Annotated in this window: 20 protein-coding genes; 6 read left to right on the top strand and 14 right to left on the bottom strand. The window is 39.6% G+C overall.

The genetic code is table 11. The annotated features are described in order from the left end of the window. Window positions 1–30: 30 nt before the first annotated feature. The 13 genes from tolB to ACY10D_RS04100 all read right to left on the bottom strand — a co-directional run bounded on the left by tolB (window position 31) and on the right by ACY10D_RS04100 (window position 11593). Window positions 31–1353: a Tol-Pal system beta propeller repeat protein TolB gene (tolB, locus tag ACY10D_RS04160; protein ID WP_486999513.1), complete on the bottom strand. Its 1323-nt coding sequence runs from the start codon at window positions 1351–1353 to the stop codon at window positions 31–33. Between the two features lie 5 nt (window positions 1354–1358). Continuing rightward, entirely contained in the window at window positions 1359–2462 is a 1104-nt protein-coding gene (gene tolA, locus ACY10D_RS04155) for a cell envelope integrity protein TolA (RefSeq protein WP_486999512.1), read from the bottom strand. An 11-nt stretch (window positions 2463–2473) separates the two neighbouring features. Then, entirely contained in the window at window positions 2474–2905 is a 432-nt protein-coding gene (gene tolR / locus ACY10D_RS04150; RefSeq protein WP_486999511.1) for a protein TolR, read from the bottom strand. Beyond that, window positions 2905–3600, bottom strand: coding sequence for a protein TolQ (tolQ, locus tag ACY10D_RS04145; protein ID WP_486999510.1), 696 nt, complete (start codon window positions 3598–3600; stop codon window positions 2905–2907). Before tolQ ends, tolR begins: the two co-directional genes overlap by 1 nt. A gap of 135 nt (window positions 3601–3735) precedes the next feature. Next, window positions 3736–4524, bottom strand: coding sequence for a nucleoside triphosphate pyrophosphohydrolase (gene mazG / locus ACY10D_RS04140; protein WP_486999509.1), 789 nt, complete (start codon window positions 4522–4524; stop codon window positions 3736–3738). Beyond that, window positions 4514–5290 (bottom strand): hydroxyacylglutathione hydrolase, encoded by a 777-nt coding sequence (gene gloB / locus ACY10D_RS04135; RefSeq protein ID WP_486999508.1) that lies wholly within the window; start codon window positions 5288–5290, stop codon window positions 4514–4516. Before gloB ends, mazG begins: the two co-directional genes overlap by 11 nt. Further along, a complete protein-coding gene (locus tag ACY10D_RS04130) occupies window positions 5287–6459 on the bottom strand; it encodes a hypothetical protein (protein WP_486999507.1) in 1173 nt (390 codons plus the stop codon). Before ACY10D_RS04130 ends, gloB begins: the two co-directional genes overlap by 4 nt. After that, window positions 6456–7706 (bottom strand): hypothetical protein, encoded by a 1251-nt coding sequence (locus tag ACY10D_RS04125; RefSeq protein WP_486999506.1) that lies wholly within the window; start codon window positions 7704–7706, stop codon window positions 6456–6458. The genes ACY10D_RS04130 and ACY10D_RS04125 overlap by 4 nt, the downstream gene beginning before the upstream one ends. Before the next feature lie 14 nt (window positions 7707–7720). Continuing rightward, complete coding sequence (locus tag ACY10D_RS04120) at window positions 7721–8461, bottom strand: uroporphyrinogen-III synthase (RefSeq protein WP_486999505.1); 741 nt, start codon at window positions 8459–8461, stop codon at window positions 7721–7723. After that, window positions 8442–8870 carry a SufE family protein gene (locus ACY10D_RS04115; RefSeq protein ID WP_486999504.1) on the bottom strand — a complete coding sequence of 143 codons (429 nt, stop codon included), beginning with the start codon at window positions 8868–8870 and terminating at the stop codon, window positions 8442–8444. Before ACY10D_RS04115 ends, ACY10D_RS04120 begins: the two co-directional genes overlap by 20 nt. Window positions 8871–8925: 55 nt before the next feature. Further along, window positions 8926–9459, bottom strand: a complete 534-nt coding sequence (locus tag ACY10D_RS04110) for a TIGR00645 family protein (protein WP_486999503.1) — start codon at window positions 9457–9459, stop codon at window positions 8926–8928. A gap of 23 nt (window positions 9460–9482) precedes the next feature. After that, window positions 9483–10895 (bottom strand): TolC family outer membrane protein, encoded by a 1413-nt coding sequence (locus ACY10D_RS04105; protein ID WP_486999502.1) that lies wholly within the window; start codon window positions 10893–10895, stop codon window positions 9483–9485. Window positions 10896–10924: 29 nt separating this feature from the next. Beyond that, the gene (locus ACY10D_RS04100; RefSeq protein ID WP_486999501.1) at window positions 10925–11593 is read right to left on the bottom strand and encodes a protein-L-isoaspartate O-methyltransferase family protein; all 669 of its coding nucleotides are present in this window, start codon (window positions 11591–11593) and stop codon (window positions 10925–10927) included. Window positions 11594–11863: 270 nt separating this feature from the next. On the opposite strand from ACY10D_RS04100, the gene trpR reads away from it, so the two are divergent. Together trpR and ACY10D_RS04090 are read left to right on the top strand one after the other, a co-directional pair. Next, window positions 11864–12145 carry a trp operon repressor gene (gene trpR, locus ACY10D_RS04095; protein ID WP_486999500.1) on the top strand — a complete coding sequence of 94 codons (282 nt, stop codon included), beginning with the start codon at window positions 11864–11866 and terminating at the stop codon, window positions 12143–12145. Between the two features lie 17 nt (window positions 12146–12162). Then, window positions 12163–12663 (top strand): GNAT family N-acetyltransferase, encoded by a 501-nt coding sequence (locus tag ACY10D_RS04090; RefSeq protein ID WP_486999499.1) that lies wholly within the window; start codon window positions 12163–12165, stop codon window positions 12661–12663. Window positions 12664–12738: 75 nt separating this feature from the next. On the opposite strand, the gene murG is transcribed toward ACY10D_RS04090, so the two are convergent. Continuing rightward, window positions 12739–13842: an undecaprenyldiphospho-muramoylpentapeptide beta-N-acetylglucosaminyltransferase gene (murG, locus tag ACY10D_RS04085; protein WP_486999498.1), complete on the bottom strand. Its 1104-nt coding sequence runs from the start codon at window positions 13840–13842 to the stop codon at window positions 12739–12741. A gap of 183 nt (window positions 13843–14025) precedes the next feature. On the opposite strand from murG, the gene purD reads away from it, so the two are divergent. From purD to ACY10D_RS04065, 4 genes are all read left to right on the top strand, one after another. Continuing rightward, on the top strand, window positions 14026–15303 hold the full coding sequence (purD, locus tag ACY10D_RS04080) for a phosphoribosylamine--glycine ligase (RefSeq protein ID WP_486999497.1): 1278 nt from the start codon (window positions 14026–14028) through the stop codon (window positions 15301–15303). Between the two features lie 79 nt (window positions 15304–15382). Continuing rightward, window positions 15383–15661, top strand: a complete 279-nt coding sequence (locus ACY10D_RS04075) for a hypothetical protein (protein ID WP_486999496.1) — start codon at window positions 15383–15385, stop codon at window positions 15659–15661. A 677-nt stretch (window positions 15662–16338) separates the two neighbouring features. Continuing rightward, window positions 16339–16518 (top strand): type II toxin-antitoxin system HicA family toxin, encoded by a 180-nt coding sequence (locus tag ACY10D_RS04070; protein ID WP_117003371.1) that lies wholly within the window; start codon window positions 16339–16341, stop codon window positions 16516–16518. A 14-nt stretch (window positions 16519–16532) separates the two neighbouring features. Beyond that, window positions 16533–16943, top strand: a complete 411-nt coding sequence (locus tag ACY10D_RS04065; RefSeq protein ID WP_486999495.1) for a type II toxin-antitoxin system HicB family antitoxin — start codon at window positions 16533–16535, stop codon at window positions 16941–16943. The last annotated feature ends 199 nt before the right edge of the window (window positions 16944–17142 follow it).

The raw sequence follows: 17142 nt of genomic DNA, 5'->3' as shown, positions 1-17142 counted from the left end.
AATTTGATTGGTCTTTTATGAATCGCACCTTTAAACAGCCGGTGACCATGCCGGTGATTGAATGGCGCCTTGTGTGTTAGATGGTAAGCTAATTTGAACCTTGCCGTCAATCGACACCATCGCCAGATTCGCACCTCCTGAAGGCTGACCTTGTGCATAGATAACCATATTGCCATCTGGTGATACACTCGGTGATGAATCCATTGAGCCATGCGTTAACACCGTAATCTTCTTATCTCTTAAATCTACTTTAGCAATCTGTGTACCTGAGCCACTGTTCTTTTGATACATAAACACAATACTTTGACCATTTGGCGTATACTGCGGATCAAATGCCTGTTTTGTGCCATATGTTAAGCGTTCTGAGGATGGATATTTGCTATCAATAGCTGTCGTATAAATCTGTGGATTACCGCCACGATTTGAGACAAAAGCAATCTCTTTACCCGATGACGAGAAAGTTGGCGCGGTATTAATACCGTTTAACGTCAATTTCTTATACAACTTATCATTATTTAAATTCATCAAGTAAATATTGGTATTCTCAGAGTAACCTTGAGATAGTGCCATTGCCAAAGTTGTGCCATTCGGTGAAAATGCGGGCGAGCTATTGATCCCTTGATAATTCGCAACTTTCTTACGCTCACCGCTATACACACCAACCGTATAAATTGCCATACCACCCTTGTGATAGCTCACATAGGCAAGATATTTACCATCTTTCGACCATGTCGGTGACATAATCGGCTCTTTAGTTTGACGCAACAATACATGTGGATTAAAGCCATCATAGTCAGACACCACAAGCTGATAAACAGCCCTTTTTGCATTATAAGGATTCTCAACATCAACATAAGCTAATTTTGAGGTAAAGTAGCCTTTGCTACCGGTAATCGCCTCATAAATATAATTACTAATGGTATGCGCTAATAGTCGCAATTGACCTTCTTGAAGATTAGTAAATTTACGCGCACTTAATACCTTTCCGCTAAGCTTACTGGCTAACTCATAGGTGATATTATAACGCCCATTGTTTTTATCAATCTGCCCTATAAGCACATAATCTGCCGACCATTTCGACCAATTGATCTGCTGTACATTATCAATCTGTTGCGGGAAACCTGATGTTTGTGATTCAATACGTCCAGAATTGCGAAGGTCATCAGCAATAACCGCTGCAATGCCATCTGGCAGCTGACTATTTTTAATCATTTGTCCATTAAATGGCATCACTGCCACAGGGATTTGTTGAGACACACCTTGAGTAATATTAATGGTCAAACGCGCCTGCGCTGAGCAGGTTACTATCAATGTTAAAAAAATCAGCCAATATATTCGTATCATGTTGCGCATATTTATCACCCTTGTTGTCCAAATTTAAAATCAATACCTTGTGCAATAAGCTCTCTTGCGCGCGCATCTTGTGGCAAGCTTGGCGCTTGTGCATTCTTAAATGCCAAGAGTAACGAGCGATCACACTGCGCACTACCGCTAGAAACTGAAATCGTAGGGTTACTCCCTGGGGTAACCATCACTGTTGGCAAATGATCTGCACTTATTTTGCGACAGTCATCCATTATCCACACCGCTTCAATCCGCGCCTTATAGGCGCTAGCGTAGTCTTGCAGTGCTTTCTCTGTTGCACTTTGTGCGTGAGCCTCCGCACTTTGCGCATTTAAATCATTTAAAGCAGATTGCCTTAAGGCATCTAACGCGGCTTTTCGCGCTGCAGCTGCCTTTGCTTCTCTTGCCGCTTTTGCTTCTCTTGCTACTTTTTCCTTTTTCTCAGCTTGCGCTTTCAATGCGGCTTCTTTTGCTTCTTTCGCCTCTCTTGCCTCTTTTTCTGCCTGAGCTTTCTTAGCTTGGGCTAATTTTTGAGCCTCTTGTTGCGCTTTTAACGCCTTTTCCTGTTTTTCTTTTTCTGCTTTTTCTTCTTTTGCTTGTGCTAAAGCTTTTTGCTTTTGCACTTCTTTAGCACGCGCGTCTGCCTCTGCTTTTAACTTAGCTTCTGCTAATGCTTTTTGTTTGGCAATTTCCGCCGCTTTCAATTGCTCTTGACGCTTGATCTCAGCAGCATGTGCTTTTGCAATCTTCTCTTCAATCGCTTTGATCTTTTGTTGACGCTGTTGTTCTTTAGCAAGCTTTTCTTGTTTTAGTTGTTGCTGCCTTTGATCAAATCGAGCCACTTGCTGATCGACACTTTCACTGGAAATTGCCGTTGCCTGAACAATCTCTTTACTATTCAATGTCACAACAGTACGACCTCCTGCAAGATTAAGCGTGTTCTTTTTTGTCTGCAAAACACCGGCTATGATCATTAGGCCAATCACTAATGCCACATGCAGCAAAATAGAATAGCAAAAGCTCAAACGCTCAGGCGTTGCCGTTGCAGCTACATAAAGCCGCTTAATACATGCCTTTAGCTGATTAAACTTGCTTGATTGCTTTGACTTATTGGTCATAAATACGTCGCTTACTCTTTAGGATCATCAGTAACCAATCCAACACTCGCCACACCTGCTTTTTGTAGCAATACCATCGCTTCAACTACTTGACCATAGCTTGCATTTTTATCACCACGCACATAGATCTGTTTATCTTTATCTTGCGCCAAAGTTGTGCCCACTAACTCACTTAACTGACTTGCCGTTAATGCATTTTTCTCATCGTTGCGATTTATAAAATATTGCCCTTGTTGATTAACTGTCACAATCAATGGTTTTTGATCAGAAGGTGGAATTTTCTTGGCTTGTGCTTGTGGCAAATCAACTTTGACACCTTGGGTTAACATCGGTGCCGTAATCATAAAAATGATTAACAACACTAACATCACATCGATATATGGAACGACATTAATCTCAACCATGGCCTTACGTTTGGTGCGACGCGAGTTTCTTCGACGCATTATGCTTCCTCGCTTATCTCAGATTTATACGCTTCACGATAAAGCAAAGTACATAACTCATCTTGAAAGTTTTCATACTCAAGCAAAACACCATCGACCAAGCGTGAATAACGGTTATAACCAACTACCGCAGGAATTGCCACAAATAACCCCAAAGCCGTAGCAATCAGTGCTTCAGCAATATGTGGCGCCACCATCGATAAAGTCGCTTGTTCAACACCGCCTAAGGCGGTAAACGATGCCATAATACCCCATACGGTTCCTAACAAACCAACATAAGGCGCAATTGAACCAATCGTGCCTAACAATGAAATCTGATGCTCAAGCTTCTCGCTTTCTTGCATCATTGCCACACGCATCGAGCGCTCAACACCTTCTAGAACAACATCACCATGCAACTCTCCTTGTTTACGTAAACGCATAAATTCACGAAAACCGCAGCTAAAAAGATACGATAATCCATGGTTTTTGTGCTTATTATGTTGTAACTCTTGATAGACTTTATTGATATTGCCACTTGACCAAAAGCGCTTAGCAAAAGCTCTTGCTTCGGTTTTGGCAGACTTTAACACCTGATAACGCTGAATCATAATCGCCCACGACCAGATAGAGCCAACGATTAAAATCAAAATAATTAACTGCACAACGATGTCAGCATTTAACACCAAATGCCAAAAAGACAAATTATTGGACACACAAGATCCTTTCAAACTTAAGTAAAATAGGTGCTTTATTGTATTATGATTACATAAATTACCAAAGGAAATTACGGCGGATTTCTTTTATCGAATGGAATCAAGTTTGAATTTACTGATTGGAATCACTGAAATTCACTCAGCTTGTTTCTGCAACTCCCATAACCTGTTTAGCTCATCAGCATCCGTTTTAAGCATACTACGATCTTGCGCTTTTAATGCCGCTTCCACGCCGCGAAAACGTCGGGCAAATTTCTGATTTGCTTGACGCATTAACGCTTCAGGATCTGCTTTTAAATGTCTTGCCAGATTAACACAGCTAAAGAGTAGATCCCCCAACTCCTCTTGTGCTTTCTCTTGATCATGCAATAGCACCTCTTTAAGCTCACTCACCTCACTTTCAAGCTTAGCAAAGACATCCTCTATTTTCTGCCAATCAAAACCAACACCTGAGGCTCTTATTTGCATTTTTTTAGCAATGGTTAATGCTGGAAGATTCAGGGCGACACCATCAAGCTCACTGTTTAATTTGCCGCGCTCACGCCTTTTTATATCTAGCCATTGCCGCTCTAAGGCTTCAACATCTTTGATATTACCTCTAGCAAAAACATCCGGATGACGCGCAATTAACTTTTGTGTTAATGCATCAACAATATCTTCAAGATCAAATAGTGATTGTTCTTTAGCAATTTGCGCATAAAAAATCACTTGGTTTAATAAATCAGCCAACTCATATTTCACTGCATCTGTTGATTGATTTTCTATTGCATCTACTAACTCATAGGCTTCTTCAATCGTATACTCTGTTAAGCTTTGCCACGTTTGCTCCAGACTCCATGCACATCCCTTATCTTTATCACGCAGCGCTGACATGACCTCCAAAAGATCAGTTAATTGATATTTATCCAAAGTTTTAGAAGACATCTTTACGCGCTCTTAACTCACAAAAGGCTGTTTGTGCATCGATGATATTGGCATTTGTTTGGCGCAGTATTGCTTGAAGCTCACTTTCATTTGCCCTAAAGAAAATATTCATTTGATTCTCATCAGCAAGTGTTGTAATCGGTTTATCCTCAGGTGCTACATCCAGCACCTTGTTAAACCATTGACGATAATAATCATCTTGCGGTTGAATGGATTGCGCAAAAGACAAATTATTTTCAAAATAATCATGCGCCGGATACAGCTTTGTTGTTTCAGGCAGTGATCGAAGTTTCTCAATACTGTGATATAAACGCACTACATCTGCCGTACTATCTTTGACATTACCAACACCTGCTGTGAATATCGTATCCCCGCAAAAAAGAAGCTCTTGTTGTGGAAAATAAAAACTAACATGCGAGGCAATATGCCCAGGACATGTAATCACCTGACAATTTGCCGTATTAAAGCTTAATTGCTCACCATCTTTGACATAATGATCAACTTGATGCCCACGGTAATGCTCAAAATGCGCATACACAGGGATATTGTACTTTGCTTTTAGTGCTGCTACTGCTGCGATATGATCACGATGATCATGCGTAAGTAAAATCGCTTCTGCCTCTATATTTTGTTCATTTAAAAACTGCTCATAATGCTCCGCCATCGTCGGATCAATAATCAAAGCCTTATGATTAGCGTCATTAATAAGAAGATAGTTATAATTTCTAAGTGGGTTGTTTAAATACCAACGTTTAACATATATCATAAATGCTCCAGTAATAATTGATCACGCAGCGCACGGTATTTTTGCGCTTGATTTGGCATCGATTGCTTATAGGCTAATCGCTCTTTTGCTAATAGATATTTCAACTGCTCAGGGACTGTTAGAGCACTTTCATGCACTTTGGATAAGTTTGCAGCAATAAAATCATCATCTTGATAAATCAAGGCAAAACTGATGATTAAGATATTCAAGCTTTGATCATCTTGCTTTATCTGTTTAAGCCAGCATGATCGCACAAACTCATAAGCAGCATTATCCTTTGCAAGCTCTAAATATAAGCTAATAAGTGGTTTATCAAATGACGCAAGTAAGCGCTTTTGCATGCGCTCTTTAAATTCGGTCTTCGGCACCAAACTATATAAACGATTGAAGTATGCATACTCTGCATCAAGCGTCAGCTTATGTGTCCGTGGCACACTCTGCCAGATTTCATTTAGATCTCTCAAGGAAATAGCATGACTAAATAACTGCTGAAATGCATTATCAATCGCTAATGATGATAAAACGCGCTGATGCTTTAACAGTGTGTTTTTCGCGTCAATAATTCTTTTTTCAGCCAACTGGCTATTGATTAAAGCCCCAATAATTTCAATGCTATTTGGTGAGTCTTTGATTAATGTCAGTAACAACGGCATCGCTTCATCAAATGCCTCGACTTTATAAAAAACCATCGCTTGATAATAGCGCCAAACAAATGTCTTTTTGTTGGCTTTACTTGAGGTTTGCAAAATACTTTCTAGCTCCTGATATTTACCTTGTGCTAACAAACCCTGCCAATACAACATCACCAAGCCATCGCCAACTACAGGCATCTTGAGTTTTGCTAACGTGTATTTTTTTTCCAATAGATGATGGTCTCTCAATAAATATGCCCGTTGCATTTCAACCAACTTATAAGTCAATCTATCACGCCTACGTACACGCAAACCTTGCCACCACTGTTTGGGACTAAACAACACAAGCCTTAATAGATGATACAACAGTCCAAGCACACAAAAGAGTGCGACGATCAATACCACAAAAAGCCATAATGGTAATTTGATTAACGTATCTTTGACAAAAAATGCAACAACACCAGGGTTAGCAACTACCCATAAGCTAATCAATACGGCTAATGTACAAATCAGTACCAACCAGATGATTTTTTTCATGGCTGATTACCTTTGGTTTGAGTTGTAGGAATATCTTTACCTGAAAGACTGTCCCCTTTTAATATTGCATGAGTCAATGTATCAATATCGCTATTAATCGCATCGGTATTAACCGCCTTGATTGCCGCTAAAACAGTCATCATTTTCTTGCTTGAATCATCCGCTTTAAAATACTGCTCTAGTGTTTGCTTAAACTGTGCTTTCACTTCAGAAAGCATCTGTGCGTTATTATTAACCACCGCAAGTTTTAACTGCCAAATCAGCTGATAAAGCCCTGCTAAAACTTTCATTTGTGCATGTTGACTTAATAATAATTGATCTTGTGGTTTGATTTTCTCAACTTGGATAAGTGATTTCATTTGTTGCCACGAATGTGATAACGCACTCTGCCAATTATTCTCCTGATTCATGTCATTGACATCATTATTGTCTGAGTGATTATTTTTAACCAAAGTCAATGGTGACCGAATGTGTAAGTTTAATAGTAATTGTTGTAACTTATTAATTTTAGCTAAGCTTTCATCAATGCTTGGTTCATTATTAATTTGCGTCATCAATGCATCCAAAGCAGGCATCCATTTCGCCGCACCATCAACATTCATCAATAAAGTTTTTGCTTGATTTAAGAAAAATAAACTTTGCGCTTTACTGCCTAAAACTTGCCAAGCTTGCTTGGCAAACTGCAGATTGATAGCAACAGCTTGTTTATGCATTTGTTGGATCTGTTGGCTTAATTCTGAACTAGGAAGCAAATAGCTTTGTTTTAGTTGTGCGACATTTTGTGATAGTTGTACTTGATTAAGCTGATTGGCTTTTAGCGCTTCAGTCACGGTGCTTTGCTGACTTGCTTGCTTTGCTTTAAGATCATCGATCATCTTAGCTTGGTTATCAAGTTTTACCGTCTGCGCATCTAATTTACTTTGTAGAAGCTTCGCTGCTGTATTATCTGTCTTAACGGGTTTTGTCACCACTGATTCAAGTTTTTGCAATGTTTGGTTATAGCTTTGCTGCTTATATAGTGCGAACATACTTGCAGCCAAACCTAAAACCGCAAACACAAATACCACAATAACAATAGCAACGTAGCCTCGCCAACAACTTATTTTACTTTCCTTCTGGGCTTTCTTGAGCGCTTCACCCTTGCTTTTAGATTTGTCAGCGATCAAGCTTTCATTATCTTTCTTTGCATGAACTGTCGCTTCGGCTAAATCAGCGTCGTGATCCTCGTGGCTTCTTTTTTCTGACATGCTGTCACATCCTCTTATCTCAGCTTAATGATCTGTGCTGCAAGCTGATCATGGGTTAAATTCTCTAACAGATATAATTTAACAAAACCTTGGCGTTTAGCCCAGTCTAACATTCGCCTATTTGTCACAGTAACCGTACATTTTTGCTGCCAATCACTGAAGACCTCAAAAATGGGCATTGAAGCTTTGAGTGCATCAAAGCTTGTATAAAGTAAAATTCTAGGATATCTGTTATACCAATCAATCTGCTGCAGTTTCCTTAGCAAGTCCTTTTTATCACAAGCTTTTCGCTCATAGCAATCGATCAGTGAAAAACTTGCCGCTTGTTGTTGTAGGACACTGGTTAATAATTCACGCCCACCTACACCTTTAATCAACAGGAAATGGCGATCACTTATCGACTGATTAGTGTCTGACAAGATTGCTAACAGATGCTCTGAATCGGCTTTATCAGGATAATGTGCTTTAAGACCATACTTATGTAAGGCTAACGCTGTAGCGCTACCAACTGCCCAAATAGTCGCATGAGCAATTATTGCCTGATCAGGGTCAACGCTGAAAAATGACTCTGCTGCATAAGTACTGGTAAAAATAATATCCGTATATGCATCAGTTGGTATTTCAAAAGGAATATATTCAATTGTGAATGGCTCAACTGCCAACGCGTAAATTTCGTAAAAACAAAGTGTATCAACCAACAAAGAAGCTTTTGGTTCAGGTCTAAAAACAATAACTTCAGGCGCTAACATCGACATATTTCTGTGCCGTACCGTAGATATAATTAATCATTGCGTGCAGTCCATTGTTGCGCGTGGGACTTAGATGCTTTGCCAGACCAATCTCACTCATAAAATCAGTATCTGATGATATAATTTCTTTTGGCGTTGATCCGCTATAGACTTTTAATAACAGTCCAATTAAGCCTGAAACAATTGCCGCATCACTAACTGCATAAAACGTAAGCCTGCCATCATCCAAAATGGCATCAAACCACACTTGCGACTGACAGCCTTTAACCATATGCGCTTCATCTTTTTTATCCTCTGGGAATGGCTCAAGACTTTTGCCTAAACCGATAAGATAGGCGTATTTATCACTCCAATCATCAAAGAAGTCAAAGTCATCAACGATTGCCTGTTGGCGGTTTTTAATTGTTGTCATCATCTATCCAGTAATGTTTAATGGCAAGCCTTGCATTCAAGCGCTTGACCACATATGTCTATTCTTTAATTTTCTTCTCTAGCAACCCAACAAATACCAAAATAAGTGCCGAGATTAAAAACGTCAAATGCAGTATAACGTACCACAGTAACTCACGATTCGTTAATTGTGGAATATCTAGGAATTGTTTTAACAATGAAATCGATGAAATCGCCACAATTGAGCCTGCAATTTTAAGCTTAACTCCGGTATGTGATAGACGCTTGATCCAAATTGGCTCACCAGATTTATGCTCAACATCAATTCTTGAGACAAAATTCTCATAACCACTGATAATGACAATAACAATCAGATTTGCGACCAAAACAGTATCACAAAGCGTCAATCCTAGTACGATTAACTCGTGTGGCTTAAGCACATTGATACTCATAAATAAGTGAAAGACCTCATTTGCCATTTGATACACAAATGCCAAAAGAACTAATATTAAAATAAGATAAATCGGTGCTTGAATCCAACGACTGGCAAAAACAATACGCTCCAAAAGAACTTCGATGTAGCTCAGCCTGCTATCTTTTTTATTATTTGACATTTAGAATATGCCTTCTGTTAACATCATATTTTACTGCTGCTTTTAGTCGAAACTTTATCGGCCGTTAACCACTTATTAATCGCATCGATATCTTTATAGCTAATTACACCCGCTGTATTCTTAAGTGTTAGTAAGTCATTTATATAAGCGTATTTCGCCTGAGCATATTGCTGCTGCGCTTGGAAAAGCTGCTGTTGCTGTTGCAATAGATCAACAATTGTATGTGTTCCAACTTCATAACCTGCTTTCATCGCTTTCACAGACGCTTCTGCCGCAATAACTGCCTGCTTATAAGCTTCCACTTGTGCAATATCAGATAACACCGTCAAATAAGCTGTTTTTAGTTGACTCTCAGTCTCACGCTTGGCTTCTAATAAAGTATACTTTGACGCTTCTTTAGTATATTGCTGCTGTTTTAATGACGCATAATCACTACCACCGTTTAACACATTCCAAGACACACCCACACCAACAGATGCACTGTTACTCCCTGAGGTGTAATTAGTATTTTGATAATTCAACCCTCGTGATGCCTTGGCCGTCAATGTTGCTGCAGGCAAGAAATTACCCCACAAACCACTAACACCGGCCTTAGCAGCTTCTAAAAGGAACTGATTCTGAACGATGTTATAGTTTTGTTTTAAGGCAATATCTAGCCATTTGTCCATATTGTCCGGATCGGGTTTATCAAATGGAAACTTAGTACTTAAATTTTCAACTGAGGTAACTTGTTGACCGATAATTTGGCTTAATGCGGCATAAGATGTTGCCAGATCATTCTTTGCCTGAACTGTCGCCGCTACAGCCTGCTCATATTGTGCTTTAATTGCCTGAACATCCGTAATGGCAGATAACCCAACCTTATATTTCTCTTGTGTTTGACTTAGAAGCTCTTTGTTCCATGATTGGTTTGCTTGTGCATACGCTAGATTATCTTGTGCTTGCAATACTGCAAAATAAGCACTGGCAACATTGGTAATTAAACTTGCTTGCGCCATTACAAAGGTAATCGCATCAGCTTTTGCCTGATAACTTGCGTAATTATAACCACCCCAAGCGCCCCAGTTAAAAAGTGCTTGCGTTGCCGTTAAGCTTGGCGATTGTGTAAAGTATTTTGACTTAGCTCCTGTAGATGCATCAGCAGTTGAGCTGTAATTGCCTTGAGCGTTATAGCCTAACGTAATATTGGGCAAAAGCGCACCTAATGCCGCAGGCACTGCCTCTTGAGTAGACTTAAATGTCGCCTCAGCCGCCAAATATTGCGCATTTTGCTTTTGCGCTAACTGATAAATGCCTGATAGGTTTTGCGCCACATCCGCTGCAGTTGACTTCGCTGCAGTAGTTGTTGTTTGTGTTTTCGTCGCAGAATCTACAGGCTCTGCTGATGCATATCCCAAGAAAAGCAATCCACTCATCATTAAGGTGATTTTTTTCATCTATTTACCTAACCTTTTATCATTATTACCTAAAATTGAAATGTATCATCCTGCAATTTTTGCTTTACGGGCTTATAAACGTCAAAGGTTGACATTTGCTGGTAAGATCCATCTGCATTCTTTTGCACCAAAACAGCCTTAGCATAGCTATCTTTTTCAAGAAAGTACAACATTCTACCATTGGCAGCGAGATATTTTAGATAATCCGTAGGCTCTGATTTTTGCATCTCTTTCACAATCACTAAGTCAAACACATTATGCTCTTGCAGCAGCTGGTTTAAATTATCTACATTATTTTCTTTGCTCACATGATACTTAGCATTGTAGACGCCTATCGTTTTTAATGCATTTTTGACATGGTTTAACATATCTTCATGTGGATCGACCACATCAACCAACTTGGTAAGCTTTGCCAAAAGTGCAGTTAAATAACCACTACCACAGCCAAGCTCAAGTACTCTTTCATGTTTTTTAGGTTGCAGCAATTGTAGCATTTTAGTCACGGTTTGTGGTGTCAATTCATATTGATGGTGATTAAGCGGAATCTCAACCTCTGAATAGGCGACCTCTTTGTAATTACTAGGAACAAAAACCTCACGCGGGGTGTCAATAATCACACTGAGCAAATCACCATAGGGCACACCTAAAGTACGTATCTGCTGTTTGATCATATTCTCTTTTGCAAGCTCTATATTCATGCACAAAACCTTTTTGTTTTCTTTTTCTTCTAAGTCTTAATCAATTTGATCATGAGTAGCTTAGTTGCTTTCACTCTCAAGTGAAGCGCACTATACCACAATTTAGTGCTGATTATTCTAAATGCATTAGTTAAGATATTCAAATACTGTTAGCGCTTATTATACGAATCCGCGATACTGGATTAATTTCTAAATTTCACTAATTTTATCTGGACAGATCACAATCACACATGTATCGTTACACTAATACAAAAAATTGGTCGCATGATCATGGAATCCAACTGGAAAAACTTAGTTAAATTATTACAACAGACAAATGATGAAACTGAAATGACAAAATTATTGGATTTTTTGTTCACACTTGAGGAAAAAAATCAAATATCTAATCGCTACGCCTTAGCGGAGCTTATGATATTAGGTGAAAAGCCTCAGCGTGAAATTGCTAAGAATCTCGGGGTCAGCATTAGCACCGTAACGCGTTGTTCTAACGCATTAAAAGTACTACCTGACGAAATAAAACAAAAGTTCACAACCACAAAGCAAAAAAGCTAACATTTAAGGAGCGCTTTATGACGATTCAAGCACTAACAAAAGCACATCAACCACAAGTTCAACAACTTTTTGCTGATGTAAACTTTTTTAATGCTGAATGGTTTTTTAGCCCAAGACAGCTCTTTTTTGGCTTTTTTACTCAAATTAACGAGCTTGCCGGTGTTGCTCACATTGAAATCTATCACAATGCCATGATTGTCAAAGCATTAACAACACACAAAGCACACCGTAGTCAAAAAATTGCAGCGAAATTACTCGCTCACATTGAAGCGCTTACTGATAAGTTTAATTGTGATGTATTATATGCATTTACACAGTTTGGTGCAAATTACCTTGAGTGTAGTGGTTTTGAGCAAACAGTTCAGACTAAATTACCACTACAAATGCGTGATTATATGTCTAATCACAACTTAAGCGATACAATCATTATGAAAAAGGCTTTACCCAATGTAAAAAAGCATCTAATGCGGCAAGAATCGCTAACAGCTCAAGCTCAATTGAGTCATCTTGTCGCATAAACTAATTTTCTTAATTTAAACCACCTTACTTGCACTCATTGAAGTCACGTACTTTTTCTAAATGCCTAACGCCAATCAAACAGCAAGATATTTTTTAACCTCTGTTACAACTTTTTCAACAGCATCTAATTTGGCAACACCCTTTGCATGATTTGACATTTTCTCAAGCTCGGCACGGTTCATGTCCATTGCACGCACAAAAGCCATTAACTTTTGCGCATTAAAATTCTGCTCACGGATGCAAATTGCTGCCTCCGCCTGAACTAGAAATTGCGCATTATGATATTGATGATCATCTACCGCTTGGGCAAAAGGTATAAAGAAAGCAGGCACACCTGCACAAGCCACCTCGGAAACAGTTAGAGCGCCCGCACGACAAACAACAATATCTGCCCACTGATAAGCTGCTGCCATATCACTAATAAAAGGCTCAACTTTAAGCTCACATTTATAATCAGAAGATAGCGAATCATAGACCTCCTTGGTCTCTTCATAGGTTTTCTCACCTGTTTGGTGCCATAGATTAACGCAAGCATCCTTTGGTAAGTCACGCACAAATTCTGGCATTGCATCATTTAATATCTTAGCCCCTTGACTACCCCCTAATACCAAAACATTTAATACATGCTTATAAAAATCATGCTTTTGCTCATGCAACACCTTAATCTCATCACGAATCGGATTACCAATCACCTCAATATTTGACTTTGTTTTAAAGGCACTGGTTGGAAAAGCACACAAAACTTTACGCGCAAATTTAGCTAATGTTTTATTGGTCATCCCTGGACGCGCGTTTTGCTCATGAATGATTAAAGGCACACGCATAAGGCGCGCTGCTAGACCACCAGGTCCTGCGGCATAACCGCCAAAACCAACAACCACTTTAATTTTTTGTTTGCGAATAACACGCATCGCCTGCAAAACTGCATAACTTAAGCTAAAGGGTAAACTCAGTTTTTTTAACATGCCTTTTTTACGCACACCACGAACTGATAGATAAAACAGTGAGTAACGCTCACCAACCAGTTTAGTCTCTAGGCCATATTCAGTGCCAAGCCAAGATACCTCAACATTTTGACGCTTAAGCTCATCTGCTACCGCTAACGCTGGAAATATATGCCCACCAGTTCCTCCTGCCATGATAAGCACGCTATGTTTTGAATTATGATTATGCTTCACATCATCCCTTATCTATTTCATCTCACAAATTTTGCTCAATTGTACAGCACATCTTAATTGCAGCAAATGATTATGCGCTACTTTACAGTCAAAAGGTAAGACAAGAAGCATTGTAATATGGTTTATGGCAGGTATACTAACAAGCACTTAAAGTCTGTAAGTGAAATGCCGAAGGAATCCTGCATGAAAATATTAGTTATTGGTAATGGTGGTCGCGAACACGCGCTGGCGTGGAAACTTGCTCAATCTAAGCATGCCACACATATCTACGTCGCTCCTGGCAATGCTGGCACTGAATATGAGGCCAAGGTTAGCAATGTTGACATTGCGGTGACTGATATTCCACATTTAATAAACTTTGCCAAAGATAATGACATTGAGTTAACTATCGTGGGTCCTGAATTACCTCTTAGCCTTGGCATTGTCGATGAATTTGAAGCGCACGGTTTAAATTGCTTGGGGCCAAAAAAGCAATGTGCGCAACTGGAGTCCTCTAAAGCCTTTAGCAAGGATTTTATGACCAAGTACAACATCCCAACAGCGCGCTATCAAAACTTCACCGAAGTTGACAAAGCCAAGATGTATCTTAAAGAAATGAGTTTACCTGTTGTTATCAAAGCTAGTGGCTTAGCTGCAGGCAAGGGTGTTGTTATTGCCCAAAGCATGGATGAAGCCGAAAGCACGATTGAAGACATGCTTGAGGGAAATCGCTTTGGTGATGCCGGTTGTGAGATTGTTATCGAAGAGTTCCTTAATGGTGAGGAGGCAAGCTTTATTGTGTTGTGTGATGGCACACATGCATTAGCTATGGCAAGTTCACAAGATCATAAAGCACGCGATGAAGGTGATAAAGGTCCAAATACTGGTGGCATGGGTGCCTATTCACCAGCGCCTATCGTCACTGATAAAATTCACCAACAAGTCATGCAACAAATTATTCAGCCTGTCCTTGATGGCATGAAGAATGAAGGAGAAGCCTACAAGGGCTTCTTGTATGCCGGACTCATGATTATGCCAAATGGCGAGATTAAAACACTGGAGTTTAATTGCCGCTTTGGTGACCCTGAAACACAACCTATTATGATGCGCTTAGAGTCTGATTTAGTTGAACTTGCATTTGCCGCATTAAATGAAGAGCTTGACGAATATGAAGCTCACTGGAATCCAGGCACAGCCCTAGGCGTGGTCATGGCAGCTGGTGGCTACCCTAATCACTATAATACAGGTGACATCATTATTGGACTTGATCAAATTCATGACACCAATAGCAAAGTCTTTCACGCTGGGACCAAACGTGATGAGGCAAGTATTGTCACCAACGGTGGTCGCGTACTTTGCGCTACTGCGTTAGGTCGCAATATCGAAGAAGCTTATAATCATGCCTATAAATTAGTAGATAGCATTACTTGGCAGAATGAATATCACCGCAAGGATATCGGTAAAAAAGCATTCGCCAAATGATCAACACTGAATGTCGCAAAATAGATACCCACGGGTATTACCGGTGGTTCCCTGTCTTCGACCGCATAGAAATTACTAAATGGAGGCATATAGCGATGTTAGAAACAAAAAAACACAGCAAGCATTGAGTGTGATTGCTCCATGGTTTAAGCCACCAACAAATGATGTTGAACTAAATCAGCTAATAAATTTATCCCTAGAGCTGGCTGACTTTATAGGTGATAACACTCAGCACGAATATTTACCGATTTTGGAGATAATAGAACAGCATATTGCTGATTATGAAAACATGTATTCCCAAGCTTTCGGAGCTGACCACGCCCAACAGATTGGTTCAATTTCTTATGGCAGAATATAACCTTAAGCAAAAAGACCTTGTGGACATCTCTGGCAATCAAGGAAGTGTCTCTAAATTTCTAAATGGGCATCGCTAGCTAACCCTAAAGCAATCAGATGATTTGAGGTGTTATAATATGATTATTTGGTGCCGGGGAGACTAAAAGAACATCTTAAAACCATTGATAAATAAGCATTTAATTTATGTGTTAATTTTTCACTATACGTTTTACTATACACTTAGCCCAATGTAACCCCTTTGCATGAAATTTCACATGACCACCTCAAGTTAAGTAAGTCTCACAACTAAAACCAACATTAGGTGAGCTCAAAATTGAGCCTACCAAAGTTAAGCGTTTTACCGTCTGCCCTGACTGGTTTTTAACCTCCGCCAATGGCGAAACTTAAATCACGCCTTTTTTAGCGCATATTCAATTATGCTTTCCTCGGTAGGTATTTCGTTTTTTGAATACTTTCCCCATTTACATAGCTGTACAAAACGAAACGAAATCAATTTTTATAGGCAGTGAGAAAATGCTTTTTGCGCATGTCAAACCTGCCCGCTTTCAAGCCTCTGGGAGTACCTTAAAGGCTGAGTGTCACGCTTGAGTCTATGTTTTATCATTTTTGATAACTTCACCTTGACGTTTTTATCATTTTTGATAAACTGGGGACATAGCAAGCACGGAGCGTCATTGAATGAAATACAGTGAGTTTAGAAAATGGTTAAAAGACAATGGTGCGACATTTAAAAAAGCAAAAGGCAGCCATTTCAAAGTATACTTAAATGGACGCCAGACCATCTTCCCTGACCATGGTGCAAAAGAAATAGGTAAAGGGTTGGTTGAAAAAATAAAGAAAGACCTAGATTTGAAATAATGCGAGGTGACCTGATGAAATATAATATTAATATTCAAGAAGATAGCAACGGCGAGTACTTAGTTACGTTCCCTGATGTGCCCGAGGCAGTGACAACTGTTGAGAAGCTAACAGAATTGCAAACCCAAGCAGTTGATGCGCTTGTCTCTGCCTTTGATTTTTATATTGAAGATAAAAAGCCCATTCCAATACCTCAGAATATTGGCGTCGACTACATTACATTACCAGTCGGTCTGGCTGCCAAAGTATATCTTTATAACGAATGGCTGGCATCTAATCTTAAAAAAACCGACATCGCTAGTAAAATAGGGGTTGCGCCATCAAATCTAGATAGATTATTCAATATGCGTTATCGCTCTAAGATTGAAGCAATAGAACAGGCTTTGGCGGCGCTTGGTAAGCATCTAGATATCAATGTGGCTTAGGCTTAAAAGGAAGCTTTAATGTTATTAGCCAGCTTGTAACGACTCACTCACACATTGTTAGCAAGTGGCTCTCAGGGCTTAAAGATGATAATGAGATGATTTGAGGCGTTATAATACGATTATGTGGTGCGGACGGGGAGACTCGAACTCCCACGGTTGCCCGCTGGAACCTAAATCCAGTGCGTCTACCAATTTCGCC

It is taken from the genome of Cysteiniphilum sp. (genome assembly GCF_057495195.1).
Note: the sequence above shows the minus strand (reverse complement) of the source record. Positions and strands in the feature narration are given on the sequence as shown.

Excerpts from the sequence above, each read along its gene's own strand:
- tolB (WP_486999513.1), bottom strand. The coding sequence starts at position 1,353 with ATGCGCAACATGATACGAATATATTGGCTGATTTTTTTAACATTGATA.
- tolA (WP_486999512.1), bottom strand. The coding sequence starts at position 2,462 with ATGACCAATAAGTCAAAGCAATCAAGCAAGTTTAATCAGCTAAAGGCA.
- tolR (WP_486999511.1), bottom strand. The coding sequence starts at position 2,905 with ATGCGTCGAAGAAACTCGCGTCGCACCAAACGTAAGGCCATGGTTGAG.
- mazG (WP_486999509.1), bottom strand. The coding sequence starts at position 4,524 with ATGTCTTCTAAAACTTTGGATAAATATCAATTAACTGATCTTTTGGAG.
- gloB (WP_486999508.1), bottom strand. The coding sequence starts at position 5,290 with ATGATATATGTTAAACGTTGGTATTTAAACAACCCACTTAGAAATTAT.
- ACY10D_RS04130 (WP_486999507.1), bottom strand. The coding sequence starts at position 6,459 with ATGAAAAAAATCATCTGGTTGGTACTGATTTGTACATTAGCCGTATTG.
- ACY10D_RS04125 (WP_486999506.1), bottom strand. The coding sequence starts at position 7,706 with ATGTCAGAAAAAAGAAGCCACGAGGATCACGACGCTGATTTAGCCGAA.
- ACY10D_RS04120 (WP_486999505.1), bottom strand. The coding sequence starts at position 8,461 with ATGTCGATGTTAGCGCCTGAAGTTATTGTTTTTAGACCTGAACCAAAA.
- ACY10D_RS04115 (WP_486999504.1), bottom strand. The coding sequence starts at position 8,870 with ATGATGACAACAATTAAAAACCGCCAACAGGCAATCGTTGATGACTTT.
- ACY10D_RS04110 (WP_486999503.1), bottom strand. The coding sequence starts at position 9,459 with ATGTCAAATAATAAAAAAGATAGCAGGCTGAGCTACATCGAAGTTCTT.
- ACY10D_RS04105 (WP_486999502.1), bottom strand. The coding sequence starts at position 10,895 with ATGAAAAAAATCACCTTAATGATGAGTGGATTGCTTTTCTTGGGATAT.
- ACY10D_RS04100 (WP_486999501.1), bottom strand. The coding sequence starts at position 11,593 with ATGAATATAGAGCTTGCAAAAGAGAATATGATCAAACAGCAGATACGT.
- trpR (WP_486999500.1), top strand. The coding sequence starts at position 11,864 with ATGGAATCCAACTGGAAAAACTTAGTTAAATTATTACAACAGACAAAT.
- ACY10D_RS04090 (WP_486999499.1), top strand. The coding sequence starts at position 12,163 with ATGACGATTCAAGCACTAACAAAAGCACATCAACCACAAGTTCAACAA.
- purD (WP_486999497.1), top strand. The coding sequence starts at position 14,026 with ATGAAAATATTAGTTATTGGTAATGGTGGTCGCGAACACGCGCTGGCG.
- ACY10D_RS04075 (WP_486999496.1), top strand. The coding sequence starts at position 15,383 with ATGGAGGCATATAGCGATGTTAGAAACAAAAAAACACAGCAAGCATTG.
- ACY10D_RS04070 (WP_117003371.1), top strand. The coding sequence starts at position 16,339 with ATGAAATACAGTGAGTTTAGAAAATGGTTAAAAGACAATGGTGCGACA.
- ACY10D_RS04065 (WP_486999495.1), top strand. The coding sequence starts at position 16,533 with ATGAAATATAATATTAATATTCAAGAAGATAGCAACGGCGAGTACTTA.